This is a genomic window from Shewanella abyssi, from assembly GCF_023284025.1.
Taxonomy (GTDB): Bacteria; Pseudomonadota; Gammaproteobacteria; order Enterobacterales; family Shewanellaceae; genus Shewanella; species Shewanella abyssi.
In genome coordinates this window covers 296,807-314,615 of record NZ_JAKIKR010000001.1, presented here as the reverse complement: position 1 = coordinate 314,615, position 17,809 = coordinate 296,807, and the positions used below count along the sequence as shown (strand labels likewise).

The following is a 17,809-nucleotide window of genomic DNA, read 5'->3' as shown; positions in this document are numbered from 1 at the left end:
AAATACTGGGTTAAAGACTTACTTGCGGACGTTACCGATTGAAAAACTAATAGCGATAAAGTCTACAAAAGGGCTCAGTTAAAACAACCATCTTAGTCTTAGAGTTCATCTATTCGAGTTAACCAGAAAATCTTTTAGATAGAATAGGTGCTTAAGTGACCATGGATCAAAAATACACTAGTCCATATCCCTACAAACCCTATTTAACATAATATACATTGTGCGCATAACTGTAATAAGATTAAGATGGGCTAACAAAAGGACATTGTCGTGTAATGTTTCAGTCATTAGTTTATTTGCAGATATCCGTTAGTTACGGTGCTAACAGCATGTTTAACTGAGCATTACCTCAATACCTACGTGATGCTGTGTCGATTCTGCAGTGTAAGCCTGCCAAACTTAAAAAGCAGCCACACAGCGCACACTTCTTTTTTTGCGCTATATCTGTATCGCGAATCAACAATAGTAAACGATAGTGAAATTTTCAATCATCAGGATCTAACATCGTTGTGATGGCAAATTCTTAGAGAGTTATTTTATACAGCATTATATTGAAGTTAACTCAGATGTTATGACATCGACGACCAAAGCCATTACAGCAAACAGCTGCGTTGAGACTTACTCACTATAACAATAGCCAAATATAATGAGCAGCTATGTATGGATCTGTGTGGCTTAATCTTAACTTTGCACGGCCTTGCTTAAGGCTTATATGAAATCCGAGTTTGATTAAAGCTGCTCAATACTGAAACCAACATCAGCACTTATATTGGAGGGACAATTCAAATTCACAAGTTAATTTGCTGCTTGTTGTCCTCAATGCATTAAAGAGATCAACCGTATTTCCCTCTAGTCATCTGTATTTAGAGCACTCTTAAATCAGCGAAAACCCAGCATTTCATTAATAGATGATTACCGATAATGGCGACACAAAGCCGTACAAATAGTACGACCAAACGTTGCGACTTTGGCACTCGAGCATTTGATTGAAACGGCTGAAAATGCTTTCTTAAATTGATTTGATTCACGCCATTGTGGGTGCATTCATTCCATAAGATACGAAGGCGACTTAACACTATAGAACTTAAAGCCAGCCAAAATATTTCTCTGTTGGAGTCGCTATAATGCAGTTATTTGCACTTTTTGATGAGATGCCGATAATGTCACTTATCGGCATTAACTCTTCAAGATTTTTTAAGCATCCATTAGCAGCTTAGTGAAAAACTCGATGTCTAATTGGAATTTTTCACTCGCTAGTTACACCTTCAACCAATCCCTTGCAGGTTATCTAGCGGTCTGTTTTGGCCACTTTGATGGCGCTCTATTTGCGTGGTATGCAAGTATTGCGATGTCGTATCGATGCTTTCGTGCCCCGCATCGGCTTGCACATGTGACAAAGGTCTGCCATGAATATTGATGTCATGAGTGATCCCAGTATGGCGAATATTGTGGATGCTGAGCTGGCGCATTTGCGCCCCATCCTCGACGAAGCCGTCATTTTCGGCGGCAATCGCTGCAAGTATGATGATTTTATCGACCTCCTCTCTTATTTGACGGATCCCCAAGTTTGCATTGATCAAACCGACCTCCCTGCCTCGCCCGGCGGCTTTTTGCCTAATAATAAGTGGATGGCCTTCATTGATCTTTGGATAGTCAGGTAAGTTTAGATAACATCGATAGTCGACTAACGCGGCGAGTAAGGCGTCGGACATTGATACCGTACGGCGCTTGCCACCTTTGCTTGAAGGGATATGAAAACTCCATATCCCCGTTTGAGGATTGCGCTTAAACTGATCCATGATGGGCGAGTAACCAGCCCTTGCAGCCACCTCGGACACTCTTAAGTAGCAGGAGTAAATCAGCTTTATAAGAAACAAACTGCGTTGGTGTAATTCGGGCTGCTCAGCTGCTAGCTTTGTAACGGTCGACATAACATAGGACCACTGCAACTCGGTGAATGCGAGTTGATTATCGCCGTCATTATCGAGGCGATATTTTCTCTTCGATGAGAACCGGCTTTTATTGAGCCACATTTGTGCAGGGTTTTTTTCTACAAAATCTTCACTCATAAGATATGCATAGAATGAGGATAAAATGGCCATTTTGGTTTTAAGCGCACTTTCACTTAGGCTATATATCTGAATAACGCCATCGATTTTTTTACCTCTAAATGGCAGCCATTGGGGGTTTGGGGTTCTGAGTGCACTGCCCTTTTGCTCTTTAAACTGAGCAACATTATAAAAGCCAATGAGTGTTTGTGGCGGCGCCTGACAATATTCAACGTAGAGGCTGATCTCTTTACGACCGACTAGTGAGACGTCCGTTTGCGCAACATCAAAACACCAATGCAAGAACGTAGTTAACTCGCTTCGATACGCCTTATAATTGTTCTCGCTGTATTTCTGTTCACAGAGCCAGTCAGTTGCGTGCTCAAATACTAAACTTGCATCTTCAATTCCGCAAAGTGCCAGTTGGGTAATGTGTTGATTAACGATGGGGTTGCCACTTTGAATGAATTCGACAGAATCAAACAGTGGCATAACGTTGGGTAGGTGCATTTTATTACTACTAAGGTCACTGGCTATCACTGCATAATAATCAGTTAGGCAGTATCAAAGTAGCCTTATATTGCCCAGTGACAGCAATTAAGTCGATTTAGCCAGTTGTTAGCGTAATTTTACTCGTGTATTGGGCTGTACAGTCGCTTGAACAAGCTTTTTCACAGTGAATTCGCTTTTCACAGCACCAAAGGCAAAGTTGCCACACGGTCTGCTTTGACTCTGCGTCTAAACATTTAAAATCGGCTGCACATAAGTGCCCTTGCTGTATTAATTGCGCCATCTTCTGTTGTGAGATACTGATGTTAAGTTTTTTAGTTATGGATCCCATGACGTTCTCTTGTTGCATACCCTATTATTAGTCTCAATATAACGCAATGAGAATGATTATCAATAGTGATATTGCAATAATGAGATTTAGACCACATTCATAGTAAGGCAACTTGCAAAGGTTTCACTCTTTTCTACTCTTATTTCATCATTATAAAAGCGGCTTAACTTCAGCGTGCTTTTTCGCTGTCGGCGAGAAACTCAAAGATGGTGAACTTTTCAACACCGCCCTGCTCGTAACTCACAATGGCTTGCCAAACCATGTAGCCGCTACTACAAGATCCGTAGATTAGCGGCGCCTTATAGCTAGTTTCAGTCTCTTGAGACAAATTCACTGGGATAATGCCCATAAACATGTCTCGGCCTTCAATTCGCATTTTTACATTTTCGAGCGCTACTGAGCTGTTCAAACTTAACGCCAGTGGCTTTTCGCTTGGGCTATTCCAGGGTGTGATACGTAAACTAAGTTCAGTATCATCGACGGTGTTGCTACAGGCACCTTTTTGAAAATTGCAAAGTCCCGCATCTTGCTTAAAAGATATCATGTTTTTGCTGTTATCAGGTTCGCACCCACTGATAATAACCGCCATGAAAAACGTATATAAAACTCGCAATACTACTGATTTGTGAGTAACTTGCACAATAATTAACCTTTCAATCAAATCTATTAACATTCTATGGAGTAGCTTGATCTAGATCAACTTTTCTATAGGGCGAATTCCTATCTTTTTTGATATAGCTCAAGTATCATTGCATTGCCTCGCATTTACTTGTTGAAATGCAAGGTTACACATTGACACAGACGGCTAATTTCCGATAGGTAATTTGCTTTTGTGTGTCATTTTACCGAGTAGAGTCACACTCTACTTAATAATAAGTATAAGTAATAAGCAGTGGAAGCAAAATGATGAACCATTCCCAGCCTCAAGGCGCTGATTACAACTACACTATTGTTCGCCAATTTGCCTTAACGACCGTGTTTTGGGGAATTGTAGGAATGTCAGTAGGTGTATTAATCGCAGCCCAGTTAATCTGGCCGCAGCTAAACTTCGATACTCCATGGTTAACGTATAGTCGTCTTCGACCTCTACACACCAATGCCGTGATTTTCGCGTTTGGTACTTCAGCCCTTTTCGCCACATCCTATTATATCGTCCAACGCACCTGTCAAACTCGACTATTTGCACCTAAGTTAGCTGCATTTACGTTCTGGGGTTGGCAAGCCGTCATTATATCAGCAGCAATTAGTCTGCCTATGGGTTTCACCCAAGGAAAAGAATACGCTGAACTTGAATGGCCTATTGATATCGCAATTACCATTATTTGGATTGCGTACGCAGTGGTGTTCTTCGGTACCATCGTTAAACGAACGACGTCCCACATTTATGTGGCGAACTGGTTCTTTGGTGCCTTTATTATCACCGTAGCCGTGTTGCATATAGTTAACTCTATGGCAGTGCCGTTATCACTAACCAAGTCGTACTCACTTTACAGTGGTGCTGTCGATGCAATGGTACAGTGGTGGTATGGTCACAACGCAGTTGGTTTCCTTCTGACAGCGGGCTTCTTGGGTATGATGTATTACTTCGTCCCTAAACAAGCTGGTCGTCCTGTTTATTCGTACCGTTTATCCATTGTTCACTTCTGGGCACTGATTGCTTTGTACATTTGGGCTGGTCCTCACCACCTACATTACACTGCTCTACCAGATTGGACTCAATCACTTGGTATGGTGATGTCGCTTATTCTGTTCGCTCCTTCTTGGGGTGGTATGATTAACGGGATCATGACGTTATCAGGTGCTTGGCACAAACTTCGTACGGACCCTATTTTGCGTTTCCTTGTTGTTTCATTGTCTTTCTATGGTATGTCTACCTTCGAAGGTCCAATGATGGCAATTAAGACGGTTAACGCTCTGTCTCACTACACTGACTGGACTATTGGACACGTTCATTCTGGTGCATTGGGTTGGGTTGCTATGGTTTCTATCGGTTCTTTGTATCATTTGATACCAGTACTGTTTAACCAAGGCCGTATGTACAGCACAAACCTGATTAACGTTCACTTCTGGTTGGCAACAATTGGTACTGTTCTTTATATCGTTTCAATGTGGATCTCTGGTGTCATGCAGGGTCTTATGTGGCGCGCAGTTAACTCTGACGGTACATTGACTTATAGCTTTGTAGAAAGCTTAGAAGCATCTTACCCGTTCTACTTTGTTCGTTTCATTGGTGGTGTTTTCTTCCTTACAGGTATGTTCATCATGGCGTACAACGTGATCCGCACTGTTAGGGCCCCTAAAGATTCTTTGCCAGCTATTGCTGATGCAAAAGCAGCTTAAGGAGTAGATTCGATGAAATTTAATCATGAGTTAGTCGAGAAAAACATCGGTCTATTAGGGATATTGACTGTCATCGCAATCAGCTTCGGTAGCTTGGTTGAGATCACTCCCCTACTTTTCCAAAAAGACACAACTGAACCGCTAGAAGGTCAGATCCCTTACACTGCTTTGCAGATTGAAGGTCGTGACATCTATGTCCGTGAGGGTTGTTATAACTGTCACAGTCAGATGATCCGCCCTCTACGTGCTGAAACAGAACGTTACGGACACTACTCGGTTGCGGGTGAGTCTGTATGGGATCACCCATTCCAGTGGGGTTCTAAGCGTACAGGTCCAGATCTAGCCCGTGTTGGCGGTCGTTACAGTGATAAGTGGCATGAAGTTCATTTAATTGATCCTCGCGCTGTTGTACCTCAGTCAAATATGCCAGGTTTCCCTTGGTTGTCAGAAAACAAGCTTGACGGCGAGTTGACGGGCAAGAAGATGGATATCCTACGCAACCTTCATCCAACACATAAACTATATACAGATGAAGAGATTGCGGCTGCGAAAGACGCTGTGAAAGATAAGACGGAAATGCAGGCATTGATCGCTTATCTTCAATCACTTGGCCACGCGCTTAAATAAGGAGGCAAATTATGGATTACGGCACATTACGAGGAATAATAACCATCGTAGTAATGGTGACCTTCATCGGTATATTTGCTTGGGCATATAGCTCTAGTCGCAAAAAGCAATTCGACGAAGCAGCTAATCTTGTTTTCTCAGATGATGAGCAAAACTTGGTTTCGAAGGACTCAGGAGAGCAAAAGTAATGACAAACTTCTGGAGTATATGGATTATCGTACTCTCGTCTGTGGTCATCATTGGTTGTATCTTTCTACTACGCGCTTGTTCTAAGAACAACACTGGCGTAAAAGAAGGCGAATCAATGGGCCATAGCTTCGACGGTATTGAAGAGCTCAATAACCCACTACCAAAATGGTGGAGTTATATGTTTTACATTACTATCGTGTTTAGTGTTATCTATCTTGCACTTTACCCGGGGCTTGGGAGCTATAAAGGCCTTTTAGGCTGGACTAGCTCTAACCAAAGTGTACGCACTCTCGCCGAATCTAAGCAGGCTGTTATAGATGCTCAGGCGGAAGGACGTTGGGTTCAGTATGATCAAGAAGTAAAGCATGCTGACGAAAAATTTGGTCCTATCTTTAAAGCTTACGCCGATACACCATTGGAAGAGTTAGTTAAGAATAAAGAGGCGCTTAAAGTGGGCGGCCGCTTGTTCTTACAAAACTGTGCAATGTGTCATGGTAGTGATGCTCGCGGTAGCAAAGGCTTCCCTAACCTCACCGACGGTGCTTGGTTATATGGCGGTGAACTTGAAACGATTAAGACATCCATTATGAATGGCCGTCACGGTATGATGCCACCTAAAGGCGGTCTACCGATCGAAGACAGTGAACTACCAGGGCTTGCTGAATATGTTGTTAAGTTGTCTGGCCGTGAACATGACGAAGCACTTGCTGCTCAAGGTCAAGGTTCTTTCATGAAGGGCTGTTTTGCCTGCCATGGAATGGACGGCACGGGTAACAAATTCATGGGCGCACCTAACCTAACGGATAATGCGTGGCTATACGGCGGAAGTCGTGGTGCTATTCAACAGTCAGTTAAGAACGGTCGTAGTGGCGTAATGCCAGCATGGAAAGATGTATTAGGTGAAGAAAAAGTTCATGTAATCTCAGCATACGTTTACAGCTTGTCAAACAAGTAGTTACGCTACCGTAACATAAAACGTAATATTAAGGCCTCGTCACAAACGAGGCCTTTTTTTCAAGTGCTAAATCACACTTTTAACGGTAAAATAGCGGCTCTTAAAAACGTCGTTTCTCAGCAAATTATAGGTGTAAAACATGTCTACTCCTCAGCCTTGGTATAAACAGTTCTGGCCCTGGTTTCTTATCATACTTCCGCTTTGTGCCGTCGTTGCTAGTGTCAATTTATTATATCTTGCGATCAGTAATAAAGACTCACTTGTTTCTGAGGATTATTATAAAGAAGGCAAAGCCATTAATATGGACCTTCGAAAAATTAAACATGCAAAACAGTTGGGTATGAACTACCTACTCGAGTTTGATGATGAGTACGTTGAACTATCACAACAAGGTGGCGAGCAATACGGAGCCGCATTGAGTATTAGCTTTTTCCATCCAACAATGGCAGAAAAAGACTTTGATCAGATTGTCACAGCAGATGCTAACGGTGTGTATCGCATTGAGATCCACCAAGCTATTTCAGGACCTTGGGAAGTTCGCATTGAAGGCTATGATCAAACATGGCGGGTGCAACAACGCATTACGCTCGTTGATGATCAGCAGTACTGGCTCAACTAGTTTTCAATCTCTTTGTTTGCAACATAAACCGATGAACCCGAGTCTATGAGCCAAATCAGTTGTTACCATTGTAGTGAGCAGGTATTAACCGCTAGCCAGTTCACTACTCGTATACAAAATATTGACCAACCTATGTGTTGCCCTGGTTGTCAGGCAGTATCACAAGCGATTATTGATGCGGGTTTAACCAATTATTATAAATTTAGAACTGAACCAGGTAACAAACAGACAGCGCTGGTGCCTGAAGCACTAAACAGTGTCAGCGCCTATGACCTGCCTGAGGTGCAGCAGGATTTTATTCATCAACGCGATGATTTAAATGAAATATCGTTATCAATAGATGGCATCACTTGCGCTGCTTGTGCTTGGCTTATAGAGCACAAAGTCAAAAAACTTAGTGGTATTGCCAGCATTCAAGTTAACTCCACAACTCAGCGTGCGCTTATCAGTTGGCACGCCGAGCAGCTAAAACTTAGCGGTATTCTCAATACCATTAGTGCTATCGGTTACCACGCTGCACCGTTTCAGATTGACGAGCAAGAAACAAAAAGTAAGATAGACAGCCGAAAGTTTTTACTGCGCTTGGGTCTCGCTGGCTTTGCCACCATGCAGGTGATGATGTTCGCCCTCGCCCTATATGCAGGCTATTTTACTGAGCTTGATACTGAGTTTAGAGATTACTTTCGCTGGGTCAGTATGCTTTTTGCAGCCCCGGTCGTTTTCTATTCCGCTCAACCATTCTATTTTAGCGCCATACGTTCTATTTTAATGGGCCGGTTAAATATGGATGTCTCAGTCAGTATTGCCATTTGCGGCGCTTATATCGCGAGTTGTATAGAAACAGTCAACGGTACTGGCGAAGTGTATTTTGAATCCGTCTCGATGTTTACCTTCTTCCTATTACTAGGTCGATACTTTGAACAGAATGCGCGTCAAAAAGCCTCTGTGAGCTCCAGTAATTTACATAAGCTGGTGCCGCTTACTGCGTTTCTTAAAAATGATAACAGCATTGAAGAAGTTCCTGCCAAACGTCTTGTGATCGGTAATGTTATTTTGATAAAGCCTGGTGACGTGATAGCTGCAGACGGGGTTATTATAGAGGGCGGCTCTTCGGTAAACGAAGCCATGTTAACAGGTGAGCAAATGCCCGTCGCAAAATCTGTCGACTCACAGGTGTTTGCGGGAACCATTAACATAGAGCAACCAATAACCGTAAGAGTGACGGCTTTGGGGCAAGATCAACTGGTTGCTGAAATTATTAGGCTGCAAGAGATAGCTTCAAACAGCAAACCAAAAATTGCGCTCTATGCCGATAGATTTTCAAATTATTTTACTGCAGCAATATTGTTGATAGCAACTGCGACCTATCTCTTTTGGTCATTCTATTCACCAGAAGATGCCTTTTGGGTCACCTTATCTGTATTAGTTGCTACCTGCCCTTGCGCCTTAGCGCTTGCAACGCCAACAGCGGTTACCTGCGGAACAGCAATACTGACGAAACTTGGCATTATTACTCGTAGAAGTGGTGTATTTGAGAAGCTACCTAAGCTTAACCATATCGTTTTTGACAAAACAGGGACGCTTACACTTGGATCCTTGTCTATTACCAATATAGAACGAGTGCCAAGTACTACTGAGTCTGTGACAGAAAAACAGCTGCTAGCGTATGCTGCAGCGCTGGAATCTAGCTCACTTCACCCTATCGCTCATGCGTTCCAAGCTTACCTAACTCCTGGCATTACCGTATCCAACAAACAAAGCTTTGTCGGATGCGGCCTTCAAGGTGAAATTGATGGCAAACGACTAAAAATTGGCAGTCAGAGCTTCGTCAATAACACCAATTACGATGAATCAGACGTCATCGTTTGGCTGAGTATCGAAGGTATTGTGCTAGCAAAATTTACCTTAAGTGACGAGATCAGGCCCAATACAACAGCGGCAATACAGTCATTAAAGCAATTAGGGTGCAACATCAGTATTGCTAGTGGTGATAACTCTGGTGAAGTTGAAAACCTAGCTAAGCGGCTCGGTATTGACGATTTTCATAAAGGATTGTCTCCGGACGATAAGTTAACACTCGTTAGCAAGCTACAGAAAAACGCCCAAGTCGCTATGTTTGGCGATGGCATTAATGATGCCCCGGTGCTTGCCGGTGCAAATCTTTCCGTTGCCATGGGAAGCGGCGCGGCAATCAGTAAAAACAGTGCTGATATTATCTTATTAGGCGATGATCTCTCGCGCTTCGCCGATGCAGTAACAGTGGCAAAATCGACCGCGCGGATCATCAAACAGAATTTGTTCTGGGCGCTAGGTTATAACCTGTTTATAATCCCATTAGCGGTTAGCGGCCATGTTGCGCCTTATATAGCCGCCATTGGTATGTCCGCCAGTTCGCTTATTGTTGTTAGTAATAGTTTAAGACTACTCAAGGTACGTGTATGAGCATTATTTATGTCCTGATCCCCATCGCTATGTTATTTGTTCTGGTCGCAGTCGGTATCTTTTTTTGGGCGGTTAAATCTGATCAATTTGATGATCTTGAAAAGCAAAGTGTTTCCATTTTGTTTGAAGAAGACAATCATCTACAACAGAACCATGCCGAGAATGATACCAATGACAAAACCACAGCAACAAACGGACTCAACGCTAGGGAAATAAACAAATAAAGTGAATGATTACAGCATATATGGCGCCTTTCTTGTGGGTATGATGGGCGCTGGGCACTGTATTAGTATGTGCGGTGGTTTGGTCGGTGCTTTATCCGCTAATCTACCTCAAAATGATGCTAGCAACCGACTCGTTAATCAATTGGGTTACCTTTTTAGTTATAACAGCGGCCGTATCATTAGCTACGCCATAGCAGGTGCTTTAGTGGGCGCCAGTACCAGTGCGCTAGGACTCCTGTTTGACGTTGACCTATACTTATTAGTACTGCGAGTACTCGCGGGTGTCATGATGATCATTACCGGTCTGTATATTGGCCAAATATGGTCCGGAGTCGTACAGATAGAGCGTGCAGGAAAATGGCTTTGGAAACTGATCTCACCCCTAGCAAATCGCTTTATTCCGATTAAAAATAAACGACAAGCGTTTATTGCCGGCGGTTTATGGGGTTGGTTACCTTGTGGCTTAGTCTATAGCATGCTGACTTGGGCTGTTGCTGCTGGTGATCCGCTTGATGGTGCTCTTGTGATGATAGCATTTGGCTTGGGTACCCTTCCCGCATTATTAAGTGCTGGCGTTGCTGCAAGTACATTCAGCCGTTGGGTACAAAAAGCATCGGTAAGAAAAGTCAGTGGCATCGTGTTAATCGCCTTTGGAATACAAACACTATACATAGCAATTGGGCAGCTAAACTAGCCCCAATTATCAAATTAGTTTAACATAGCGTGTGAACACAAAACTGAGATAGATAATGAGCGTAGATAACAACAAACATCGTCGTCAAATGACATCAGGCTGTGCGATTCACTGTCATGACTGTAGCATGGCCACACTGTGCATTCCTTTTACGCTTAACACTAATGAATTAGATCAATTAGACGAGATCATTGAGCGTAAAAAACCGATTCAAAAAGGCGAGGCTATTTTCAAGTCTGGCGATCCTCTTAAGTCTCTTTTTGCAATCCGCTCCGGAACCATAAAAAGTTACACCATAACGGAGCAAGGTGATGAGCAGATCACTGGTTTTCATCTAGCGGGTGACGTTATAGGATTTGATGGAATTCATTCACAATTCCATCAGAGCTTCGCACAGGCACTCGAAACCTCAATGGTATGTGAGATCCCTTATACGACTCTCGACGACCTCATCGGTCGGATGCCTAAGCTTAGACAACAAATTATGCGCCTGATGAGTAATGAAATTCAAACCGATCAAGAGATGATTTTGCTACTGAGTAAGAAAAATGCTGAAGAAAGATTAGCCGCATTTATCAGTAACCTTGCTAAACGATTTGGTAGCCGAGGTTTCTCTCCTAGAGAGTTCCGTTTAACCATGACCCGTGGCGATATTGGTAATTATTTGGGGTTAACCGTTGAAACTATTAGTCGCCTCTTAGGACGTTTCCAGAAAGCTGAACTTATTGAAGTCAAAGGTAAATATATTACAATTCTCGACATCGATACGCTAAGTGAGTTATCAGGAAACAGTAATATTGCCCGATAAGCATTATCGACATTTCTGTTGATCTATAACAATACAAAGCCATCTTTATGGTGCAAGATGGTAATACGATATTAGATAAGGATAAAGTTATGATGGACTATCAAAAACTCCTTGTAGTGGTCGACCCAACCACCGATAAACAAGCCGCATTAGCCAGAGCTGTTAAGCTTGCATCGGCTAATAATGCCAGTATTACCGTCTTTTTATCTATCTTTGATTTCTCTTATGAGATGACCTCCATTTTATCTGGTCATGAACGTGAAGCTATGCGCAAAGGCGTAGTGGCACAGCGTAAGGCGTGGTTAGATGATATTGTTAGCGAATTTCAGACTGGAAACATCAGCATTGAAACTGAAGTTGTCTGGCATAACCGCCCCTTCGAAAGCATCATTAAACGTGTCATTGACGGCAAATACGATGTCATCGTAAAAGGCACCCATGAGCACGACAAGCTAAAGTCAGTCATCTTTACCCCCACTGATTGGCATCTATTGAGAAAAGCTCCGGTGCCCGTGTTATTGGTAAAAGATCATGATTGGCCTGTGGCGGGGAAAATCCTCTGTGCGATAAACGTAAGCTCTGAAGATGAAACCAATCAGTCTTTAAATGTCAAAATAATCGAGCATGCTCAGAAACTAGCAAAACAGTTTGACGCACAAATCCATCTCGTTAACGGCTACCCAGGAACCCCTGTTAATCTGGCAATAGAGTTACCCGACTTTGACTCTCACTCCTACAGTGAAACTATCCGTAACCAGCATGAAGAACGCATCACCTATCTAGCAAATGCTTATGATATTTCGCCTGATTTTTGTCATGTAAGAGAGGGTTTACCAGAAGATGTCATCCCGGAACTCGCTCAAAAGCTAGATGCTGAATTAGTGATTTTAGGCACCATTGGCAGAACAGGACTTTCAGCTGCGCTTATCGGAAACACAGCTGAACATGTCATCGACAGTATTAATTGCGATCTACTCGCCGTAAAGCCTGACGGATATAAATCACCTCTAGAGGAAGCTTAACGCTTAACAGGCTTTACCCGAAGCGGTTAAGCTGGAATAATACGCGCCCTGAACAATTGTGTACTAGGCGCGTTTTTTTATGTCCGAAGAATTATCTACAGAACAGATCTCCCGTCGTAGCAAATTACAGAAGCGCTTGCGCTCTGAAGTTGGCAAGGCCATTAGCGACTACAACATGATTGAAGAAGGTGATCGTGTGATGTGCTGTTTATCTGGTGGCAAAGATAGCTATGCCATGCTGGATATTTTGATAAACCTGCAGCAACGAGCACCAATTAAGTTTGAGATTGTTGCAGTGAACCTTGATCAAAAGCAGCCTGGTTTTCCACAAGAGATATTACCCGCATACTTAGACACTCTTGGCGTGGCATATCATATCTTAGAAAAAGATACCTACTCTATCGTGAAGGATAAAATTCCCGAAGGTAAAACGACCTGCTCACTGTGTTCTCGACTGCGTCGCGGCACCCTTTATGGATTTGCTCAAAAGATTGGTGCCACTAAAATTGCCCTGGGACACCATAGAGATGACATTATCGAAACCATGTTCTTGAACATGTTTTTTGCTGGAAAGTTAAAAGCGATGCCACCAAAGCTATTATCGGATGACGGCGCCAATATGGTTATTCGCCCACTCGCTTATAGCAAAGAAAAAGATATTGCTGAATATGCAGAGCTTAAAAAGTTTCCGATCATCCCTTGTAACCTCTGTGGCTCGCAAGAGAACCTAAAACGCGCAGCGGTCAAAGAGATGTTGGTGCAATGGGATAGAGATTTCCCTGGTCGTATAGAAACGATATTTACCGCGATGCAAAATACTGCTCCTTCACAAGGTGTCGACAGAGCGAAGTTTGATTTTCTTGCGTTAGAGCGTAATGCGGATGCGCCTTTGAAAGGCGACGTTGCAGAGTCTGATCTACCCGCCTTTGATTTTGTTGATATCGCTAACAATGGTCATATCGATTTAGATAAAGCGGCCCGTATTGATGTCGTCAGCACTTATAGCCCTAATCAATAGTCAGATTATGAGTTTTTAAAAAAGCCCTCTCATTAGAGGGCTTTTTTATATCTGCTCAGAGGCTATTTTGCAGTCCACGGACTAATCACCTTAGGTGGCTGGCTAAACTCAATCGAATCAAGATTTTTAATCACCTCTCTGCTCAAGCGGTAAGTGCCACTCACGGGGATTTTTTTACCATTAAGCGTCATTACAGTCTCTGTACCAAACTCCAAATTCAGCCCGGCAATTTCAGAAGAAAAATAACGCATCGGGAACCCTTGCATCATGCTTAGCAACTGGTCCATTTCTGTTTCGATCTGTAATAGCTCAGAGCGTTCATATGCGAGCTTAGTGTTCTTTGATCTAACCTGCATCGCAATTGCGCAAGACTTCGCATCACCTTCAACATTTAAATTAATCAGTGCTCGATCAGACTTTAACTGCGCGTCATAAGGAAGAAATATTCTTTGATCTGCTGTGAACGTCAATGGATAGGACTCTTTTTCAGTCGTTATGGTGCCGTCTTTCAGCTTACAGCCATTGGCTTTTGATACAGAAAAAGCCACCTCGACTAATTGATAATTACCTTTATTGACTTGTTTAAGTCGCTGGTAGAAACCGGCGTACTCTAATGAGATAGGTTCAGCATTTACCGTGGCACAACTAAATATGATTAAGCTAAACAGCAGGGATTTTTTCATTTGTTTCCACTAAATAGGGTTGATTTTGACGTAACATTTCAAGTAACTCATCGATATAAGCTTCTTGTCTTTCTGAATAATTAACCAGGCCGTAGACAAGTTTATTGGCACTAGGCTCTTGGTTTTCAGCTCTCATATCTGCGCGAATGGACCTCAATAATGAATATGCTGCATTCGAGTTGAGGTTACGCATATAGGAGGCTACAGAATCCTCGACGGTTTTAAAAACAGCGACCTCATGTGATAGTCCATCACTGCGAGATTGTGGTACTAAACCACAGCCTTTTCTGAAGCACCATTGACCAAAAAAGTTAAGGCCTTCTCTCGCAAAACGAGAGCTTCCCCAACCAGTCTCATTGGCAGCCTGAATTAACACCATTTGCTCAGGCACTACATCGACTCTTACCAGCAGTTTGTTGATAGTATCCGTATTTATTCGTCTTGAAGTATATTGGTATTTTTCTGCAATTTGCTGCAAGCGAAACTCATCGGCATCGGTGAGTTTATTCTCATTTTCAAGCTGGGTTCTAATACCAATCAAGAACTGACGTTCATCTTCAATAATCGCGTTCTGGTGTTTCACTGACGGTCGCAAAAAATTAAAAAAGGCACGTTTCTTTGCTTTCACATCTGTTATGTCACTAAATTTAGGGACTTTGCTAACGAGTTCATTATTTCTTATGGCTTTACCCAGCTGTGCCGAATCGCTCGTAAGCGAAGGGATCATTGTCAGCCTAATAAGTAAGAAACCACCAATAACGACTCCGAAAGCAATGGTAAACAACCCCACTTTACCTGTCTTCACTGCACATCCTTATAATATACAAAATATGTCTTTGCTTAACCTGCGATTTTTGTATTATATGCTAGCTAGATTGAGATTACATCGCGAAAAATTCCGATTAAATCGTTATACTGTCGGTGATGAATAAAACCTTTGGGTATTCAGGAAGGAGACCCCATGAAAAACAATGGACTTAATCAATATCAGCAAGTCGTCGCAATTGGCGGTGGGCACGGCTTAGGCCGGGTTCTCTCTGCACTGTCATTTCTAGGTCCAAAGCTCACAGGGATCGTTGCGACAACCGACAACGGTGGTTCCACCGGCCGTCTAAGAGCCGAAAAAGACTGTATTGCTTGGGGCGACTTACGTAATTGCTTGACACAGCTGGCTAAAAAACCCTCTATCGGTACGCTCATGTTTGAGTATCGCTTCAACGGTGAAAGTGAACTCAGCGGTCATAATTTAGGCAATTTAATGCTCACCGCATTAGATGAGCTATGCGTTAGACCGTTGGAAGCGATCAATTTAGTACGGCAATTTCTAAATATTGAAACTCGACTCATCCCTATGTCTGAGGAGCCAACCCACCTCGTCGCGTTAGAAGCGTGCGGCAAAAGTGTTTTTGGCGAAATAAACGTAGATAAAATGACAGACACCCCTATCGCACTGTCACTTGAGCCGATAGTACAAGCAACGTGTGAAGCCTGTGATGCTATACGTGAGGCAGATTTAATCATCATCGGCCCTGGCAGTTTTTTAACCAGTATTATGCCACCGTTATTGTTACCGAAGATCGCAAAAGCACTTGCTGAATCTTCAGCCGAAGTTATTTTAATTGATAATCTAACGAGTGAACCATCACCTATCGCAAACTGTGGTCTCGCGCAAAAGATAGATTGGTGTCATCAAGTACTTGGCCTTAAAATCATTGATAAGGTATTAAGCCATACTGAGGCCGCTTATCAAGACGGACAAACGAGTTACTATCCCTTGAGAAGTTCACATCATAGAGGGCTACATGATAAGCGTGCATTAGCCAATGCTCTCGCGGAGATGCTGCCAGAGAAACTCAATATTGATTAAACATTAGACACAAAAAAGGACCTAACAAGGTCCTTTTAAATTTTATAAACGGCTTTATAAAACGGCGGCTATCGCTTTACATATAATGGGCATATTTGATTTTGTCATCCCCGCAACGCTGATGCGTCCTGAGCCAACAATATATACACCAAACTCATCTTTTAGCCGTTTTACTTGTGCTTTATTCAGGCCAGAAAAGCTGAACATGCCATTTTGACTAGAGATAAATCCAAAGTCTTGACTGACGCCATGTTCTTTTAATGATGCTACAAACAATGAACGCATTTCAGCGATGCGCTCTCTCATCCCTTGAAGTTCATCATGCCAAAGTTGCTTTAACGACTCATCTTCCAAAATCGTGCTCACGATAAGCGCACCGTGGGCTGGAGGATTAGAGTAAGAAGCACGAATGGTGCTTTTGATTTGGCTAAACGCATTGATCGCTGCAGCATCATTGGCGGCAACGACAGTTACCGCACCGATGCGCTCATTATAAAGACCAAAATTTTTCGAGAATGAATTGGCAATAATAAGCTCAGGAACAGTGTTGGCCACGATGCGAAGTCCAGCTGCATCTTCTTCGACGCCGGTGCCAAAACCTTGATAGGCAAAGTCGAAAAGCGGTACCAATGATTTAGCGACACAGACCTCAGCCACTTGTTGCCATTGTGCTTCATTCAGATCGATACCGGTAGGGTTATGGCAACAGCCATGTAGCAAAACAAGATCGCCCTCTTTCGCCCCTGCCAAATCACTTAACATGGCATCGAAATCGAGACCATGGGTCTCCGCTTTGTAGTAGCCGTAAGATTTGATTTTCAATCCAGCACTTTGGAAAATATTTTGATGGTTCGCCCATGTAGGGTTACTGACCCAAATGGTGTCAGCATTTGTATGACGTACTAAAAACTCTACGGCGACTCGGAGTGAGCCAGTTCCACCGGGGGCTTGTGCTGTTAACGCACGAGCGTTATTGACTACGGTATGATCTGCACCAAACAATAATGTTTGCACCGCACGGTTGTATGCCTGAACACCCTCCATGCCCAAATAGCTTTTACTTTCTTCAGTTTTCAGTAACTGTTCTTCTGCTAATTTGACGGCTTTAAGAATGGGTGTTTTTCCAGATTCATCTTTATAAATACCAACACCTAAATTGACTTTATCCTCACGAGGATCAGCTTTGAATGCATCGGTAAGGCCTAGGATTGGATCGGCTGGGGCAAGTTCAATCTGGGAAAATATCATGACTGCTTTCCTAAATAGGGTGTGTAGGAGGGTTCGGCTGTAGTTATACCATTGAAGCAATGCGGTATAAAGCCAGTTTTAACGACTAAAAGGGAAAAATACTAATACTGAGGTGTTTTAGCAGTTTGAGTGCCTATTTAATTAATAATCAGCATTTTATCGAGCCAAAACTTAAGATTATTAG

General features: G+C 42.8%; 18 protein-coding genes. 12 read left to right on the top strand and 6 right to left on the bottom strand.

Going from position 1 to position 17,809, the window contains the following annotated elements; translation table 11 throughout:
- Positions 1-1,265: 1,265 nt before the first annotated feature.
- From L2755_RS01380 to L2755_RS01370, 3 genes are all read right to left on the bottom strand, one after another.
- On the bottom strand, positions 1,266-2,558 hold the full coding sequence (locus L2755_RS01380; RefSeq protein ID WP_248978952.1) for a tyrosine-type recombinase/integrase: 1,293 nt from the start codon (positions 2,556-2,558) through the stop codon (positions 1,266-1,268).
- A gap of 97 nt (positions 2,559-2,655) precedes the next feature.
- The gene (locus tag L2755_RS01375; RefSeq protein WP_283102679.1) at positions 2,656-2,889 is read right to left on the bottom strand and encodes a hypothetical protein; all 234 of its coding nucleotides are present in this window, start codon (positions 2,887-2,889) and stop codon (positions 2,656-2,658) included.
- A gap of 169 nt (positions 2,890-3,058) precedes the next feature.
- A complete protein-coding gene (locus tag L2755_RS01370) occupies positions 3,059-3,433 on the bottom strand; it encodes a hypothetical protein (protein ID WP_248978951.1) in 375 nt (124 codons plus the stop codon).
- A 359-nt stretch (positions 3,434-3,792) separates the two neighbouring features.
- Between L2755_RS01370 and ccoN the strand changes: the two genes are divergently transcribed.
- From ccoN to ttcA, 11 genes are all read left to right on the top strand, one after another.
- Entirely contained in the window at positions 3,793-5,229 is a 1,437-nt protein-coding gene (ccoN, locus tag L2755_RS01365) for a cytochrome-c oxidase, cbb3-type subunit I (protein ID WP_248978950.1), read from the top strand.
- 12 nt (positions 5,230-5,241) lie between these two features.
- Entirely contained in the window at positions 5,242-5,856 is a 615-nt protein-coding gene (gene ccoO, locus L2755_RS01360; protein ID WP_248978949.1) for a cytochrome-c oxidase, cbb3-type subunit II, read from the top strand.
- An 11-nt stretch (positions 5,857-5,867) separates the two neighbouring features.
- Positions 5,868-6,044 (top strand): cbb3-type cytochrome oxidase subunit 3, encoded by a 177-nt coding sequence (locus L2755_RS01355; protein WP_202289598.1) that lies wholly within the window; start codon positions 5,868-5,870, stop codon positions 6,042-6,044.
- Positions 6,044-7,000 (top strand): cytochrome-c oxidase, cbb3-type subunit III, encoded by a 957-nt coding sequence (gene ccoP / locus L2755_RS01350; RefSeq protein WP_248978948.1) that lies wholly within the window; start codon positions 6,044-6,046, stop codon positions 6,998-7,000. The genes L2755_RS01355 and ccoP overlap by 1 nt, the downstream gene beginning before the upstream one ends.
- Before the next feature lie 139 nt (positions 7,001-7,139).
- Positions 7,140-7,619: a FixH family protein gene (locus L2755_RS01345; protein WP_248978947.1), complete on the top strand. Its 480-nt coding sequence runs from the start codon at positions 7,140-7,142 to the stop codon at positions 7,617-7,619.
- Between the two features lie 45 nt (positions 7,620-7,664).
- A complete protein-coding gene (locus tag L2755_RS01340; protein WP_248978946.1) occupies positions 7,665-10,061 on the top strand; it encodes a heavy metal translocating P-type ATPase in 2,397 nt (798 codons plus the stop codon).
- Complete coding sequence (gene ccoS / locus L2755_RS01335) at positions 10,058-10,285, top strand: cbb3-type cytochrome oxidase assembly protein CcoS (protein WP_248978945.1); 228 nt, start codon at positions 10,058-10,060, stop codon at positions 10,283-10,285. The genes L2755_RS01340 and ccoS overlap by 4 nt, the downstream gene beginning before the upstream one ends.
- Before the next feature lies 1 nt (position 10,286).
- A complete protein-coding gene (locus L2755_RS01330; protein WP_248978944.1) occupies positions 10,287-10,979 on the top strand; it encodes a sulfite exporter TauE/SafE family protein in 693 nt (230 codons plus the stop codon).
- A 55-nt stretch (positions 10,980-11,034) separates the two neighbouring features.
- On the top strand, positions 11,035-11,787 hold the full coding sequence (gene etrA / locus L2755_RS01325; protein ID WP_248978943.1) for an electron transport transcriptional regulator EtrA: 753 nt from the start codon (positions 11,035-11,037) through the stop codon (positions 11,785-11,787).
- Positions 11,788-11,876: 89 nt separating this feature from the next.
- Positions 11,877-12,809: a universal stress protein UspE gene (gene uspE / locus L2755_RS01320; protein ID WP_248978942.1), complete on the top strand. Its 933-nt coding sequence runs from the start codon at positions 11,877-11,879 to the stop codon at positions 12,807-12,809.
- Between the two features lie 79 nt (positions 12,810-12,888).
- A complete protein-coding gene (gene ttcA / locus L2755_RS01315) occupies positions 12,889-13,827 on the top strand; it encodes a tRNA 2-thiocytidine(32) synthetase TtcA (RefSeq protein WP_248978941.1) in 939 nt (312 codons plus the stop codon).
- A 62-nt stretch (positions 13,828-13,889) separates the two neighbouring features.
- Here the strand turns inward: ttcA and L2755_RS01310 are convergent, their stop codons facing one another.
- Together L2755_RS01310 and L2755_RS01305 are read right to left on the bottom strand one after the other, a co-directional pair.
- Positions 13,890-14,510, bottom strand: a complete 621-nt coding sequence (locus tag L2755_RS01310) for a DUF2987 domain-containing protein (RefSeq protein WP_248978940.1) — start codon at positions 14,508-14,510, stop codon at positions 13,890-13,892.
- A complete protein-coding gene (locus L2755_RS01305; RefSeq protein WP_248978939.1) occupies positions 14,488-15,315 on the bottom strand; it encodes a glucosaminidase domain-containing protein in 828 nt (275 codons plus the stop codon). Before L2755_RS01305 ends, L2755_RS01310 begins: the two co-directional genes overlap by 23 nt.
- 156 nt (positions 15,316-15,471) lie before the next feature.
- Here L2755_RS01305 and yvcK point away from each other — a divergent pair, with 156 nt between their 5' ends.
- The gene (gene yvcK / locus L2755_RS01300; RefSeq protein WP_248978938.1) at positions 15,472-16,377 is read left to right on the top strand and encodes a uridine diphosphate-N-acetylglucosamine-binding protein YvcK; all 906 of its coding nucleotides are present in this window, start codon (positions 15,472-15,474) and stop codon (positions 16,375-16,377) included.
- A gap of 54 nt (positions 16,378-16,431) precedes the next feature.
- Here the strand turns inward: yvcK and L2755_RS01295 are convergent, their stop codons facing one another.
- Positions 16,432-17,625 carry an amino acid aminotransferase gene (locus tag L2755_RS01295; protein ID WP_248978937.1) on the bottom strand — a complete coding sequence of 398 codons (1,194 nt, stop codon included), beginning with the start codon at positions 17,623-17,625 and terminating at the stop codon, positions 16,432-16,434.
- Positions 17,626-17,809: the final 184 nt, after the last annotated feature.

Excerpts from the sequence above, each read along its gene's own strand:
- L2755_RS01380 (WP_248978952.1), bottom strand. The coding sequence starts at position 2,558 with ATGCACCTACCCAACGTTATGCCACTGTTTGATTCTGTCGAATTCATT.
- L2755_RS01375 (WP_283102679.1), bottom strand. The coding sequence starts at position 2,889 with ATGGGATCCATAACTAAAAAACTTAACATCAGTATCTCACAACAGAAG.
- L2755_RS01370 (WP_248978951.1), bottom strand. The coding sequence starts at position 3,433 with ATGATATCTTTTAAGCAAGATGCGGGACTTTGCAATTTTCAAAAAGGT.
- ccoN (WP_248978950.1), top strand. The coding sequence starts at position 3,793 with ATGATGAACCATTCCCAGCCTCAAGGCGCTGATTACAACTACACTATT.
- ccoO (WP_248978949.1), top strand. The coding sequence starts at position 5,242 with ATGAAATTTAATCATGAGTTAGTCGAGAAAAACATCGGTCTATTAGGG.
- L2755_RS01355 (WP_202289598.1), top strand. The coding sequence starts at position 5,868 with ATGGATTACGGCACATTACGAGGAATAATAACCATCGTAGTAATGGTG.
- ccoP (WP_248978948.1), top strand. The coding sequence starts at position 6,044 with ATGACAAACTTCTGGAGTATATGGATTATCGTACTCTCGTCTGTGGTC.
- L2755_RS01345 (WP_248978947.1), top strand. The coding sequence starts at position 7,140 with ATGTCTACTCCTCAGCCTTGGTATAAACAGTTCTGGCCCTGGTTTCTT.
- L2755_RS01340 (WP_248978946.1), top strand. The coding sequence starts at position 7,665 with ATGAGCCAAATCAGTTGTTACCATTGTAGTGAGCAGGTATTAACCGCT.
- ccoS (WP_248978945.1), top strand. The coding sequence starts at position 10,058 with ATGAGCATTATTTATGTCCTGATCCCCATCGCTATGTTATTTGTTCTG.
- etrA (WP_248978943.1), top strand. The coding sequence starts at position 11,035 with ATGAGCGTAGATAACAACAAACATCGTCGTCAAATGACATCAGGCTGT.
- uspE (WP_248978942.1), top strand. The coding sequence starts at position 11,877 with ATGATGGACTATCAAAAACTCCTTGTAGTGGTCGACCCAACCACCGAT.
- ttcA (WP_248978941.1), top strand. The coding sequence starts at position 12,889 with ATGTCCGAAGAATTATCTACAGAACAGATCTCCCGTCGTAGCAAATTA.
- L2755_RS01310 (WP_248978940.1), bottom strand. The coding sequence starts at position 14,510 with ATGAAAAAATCCCTGCTGTTTAGCTTAATCATATTTAGTTGTGCCACG.
- yvcK (WP_248978938.1), top strand. The coding sequence starts at position 15,472 with ATGAAAAACAATGGACTTAATCAATATCAGCAAGTCGTCGCAATTGGC.
- L2755_RS01295 (WP_248978937.1), bottom strand. The coding sequence starts at position 17,625 with ATGATATTTTCCCAGATTGAACTTGCCCCAGCCGATCCAATCCTAGGC.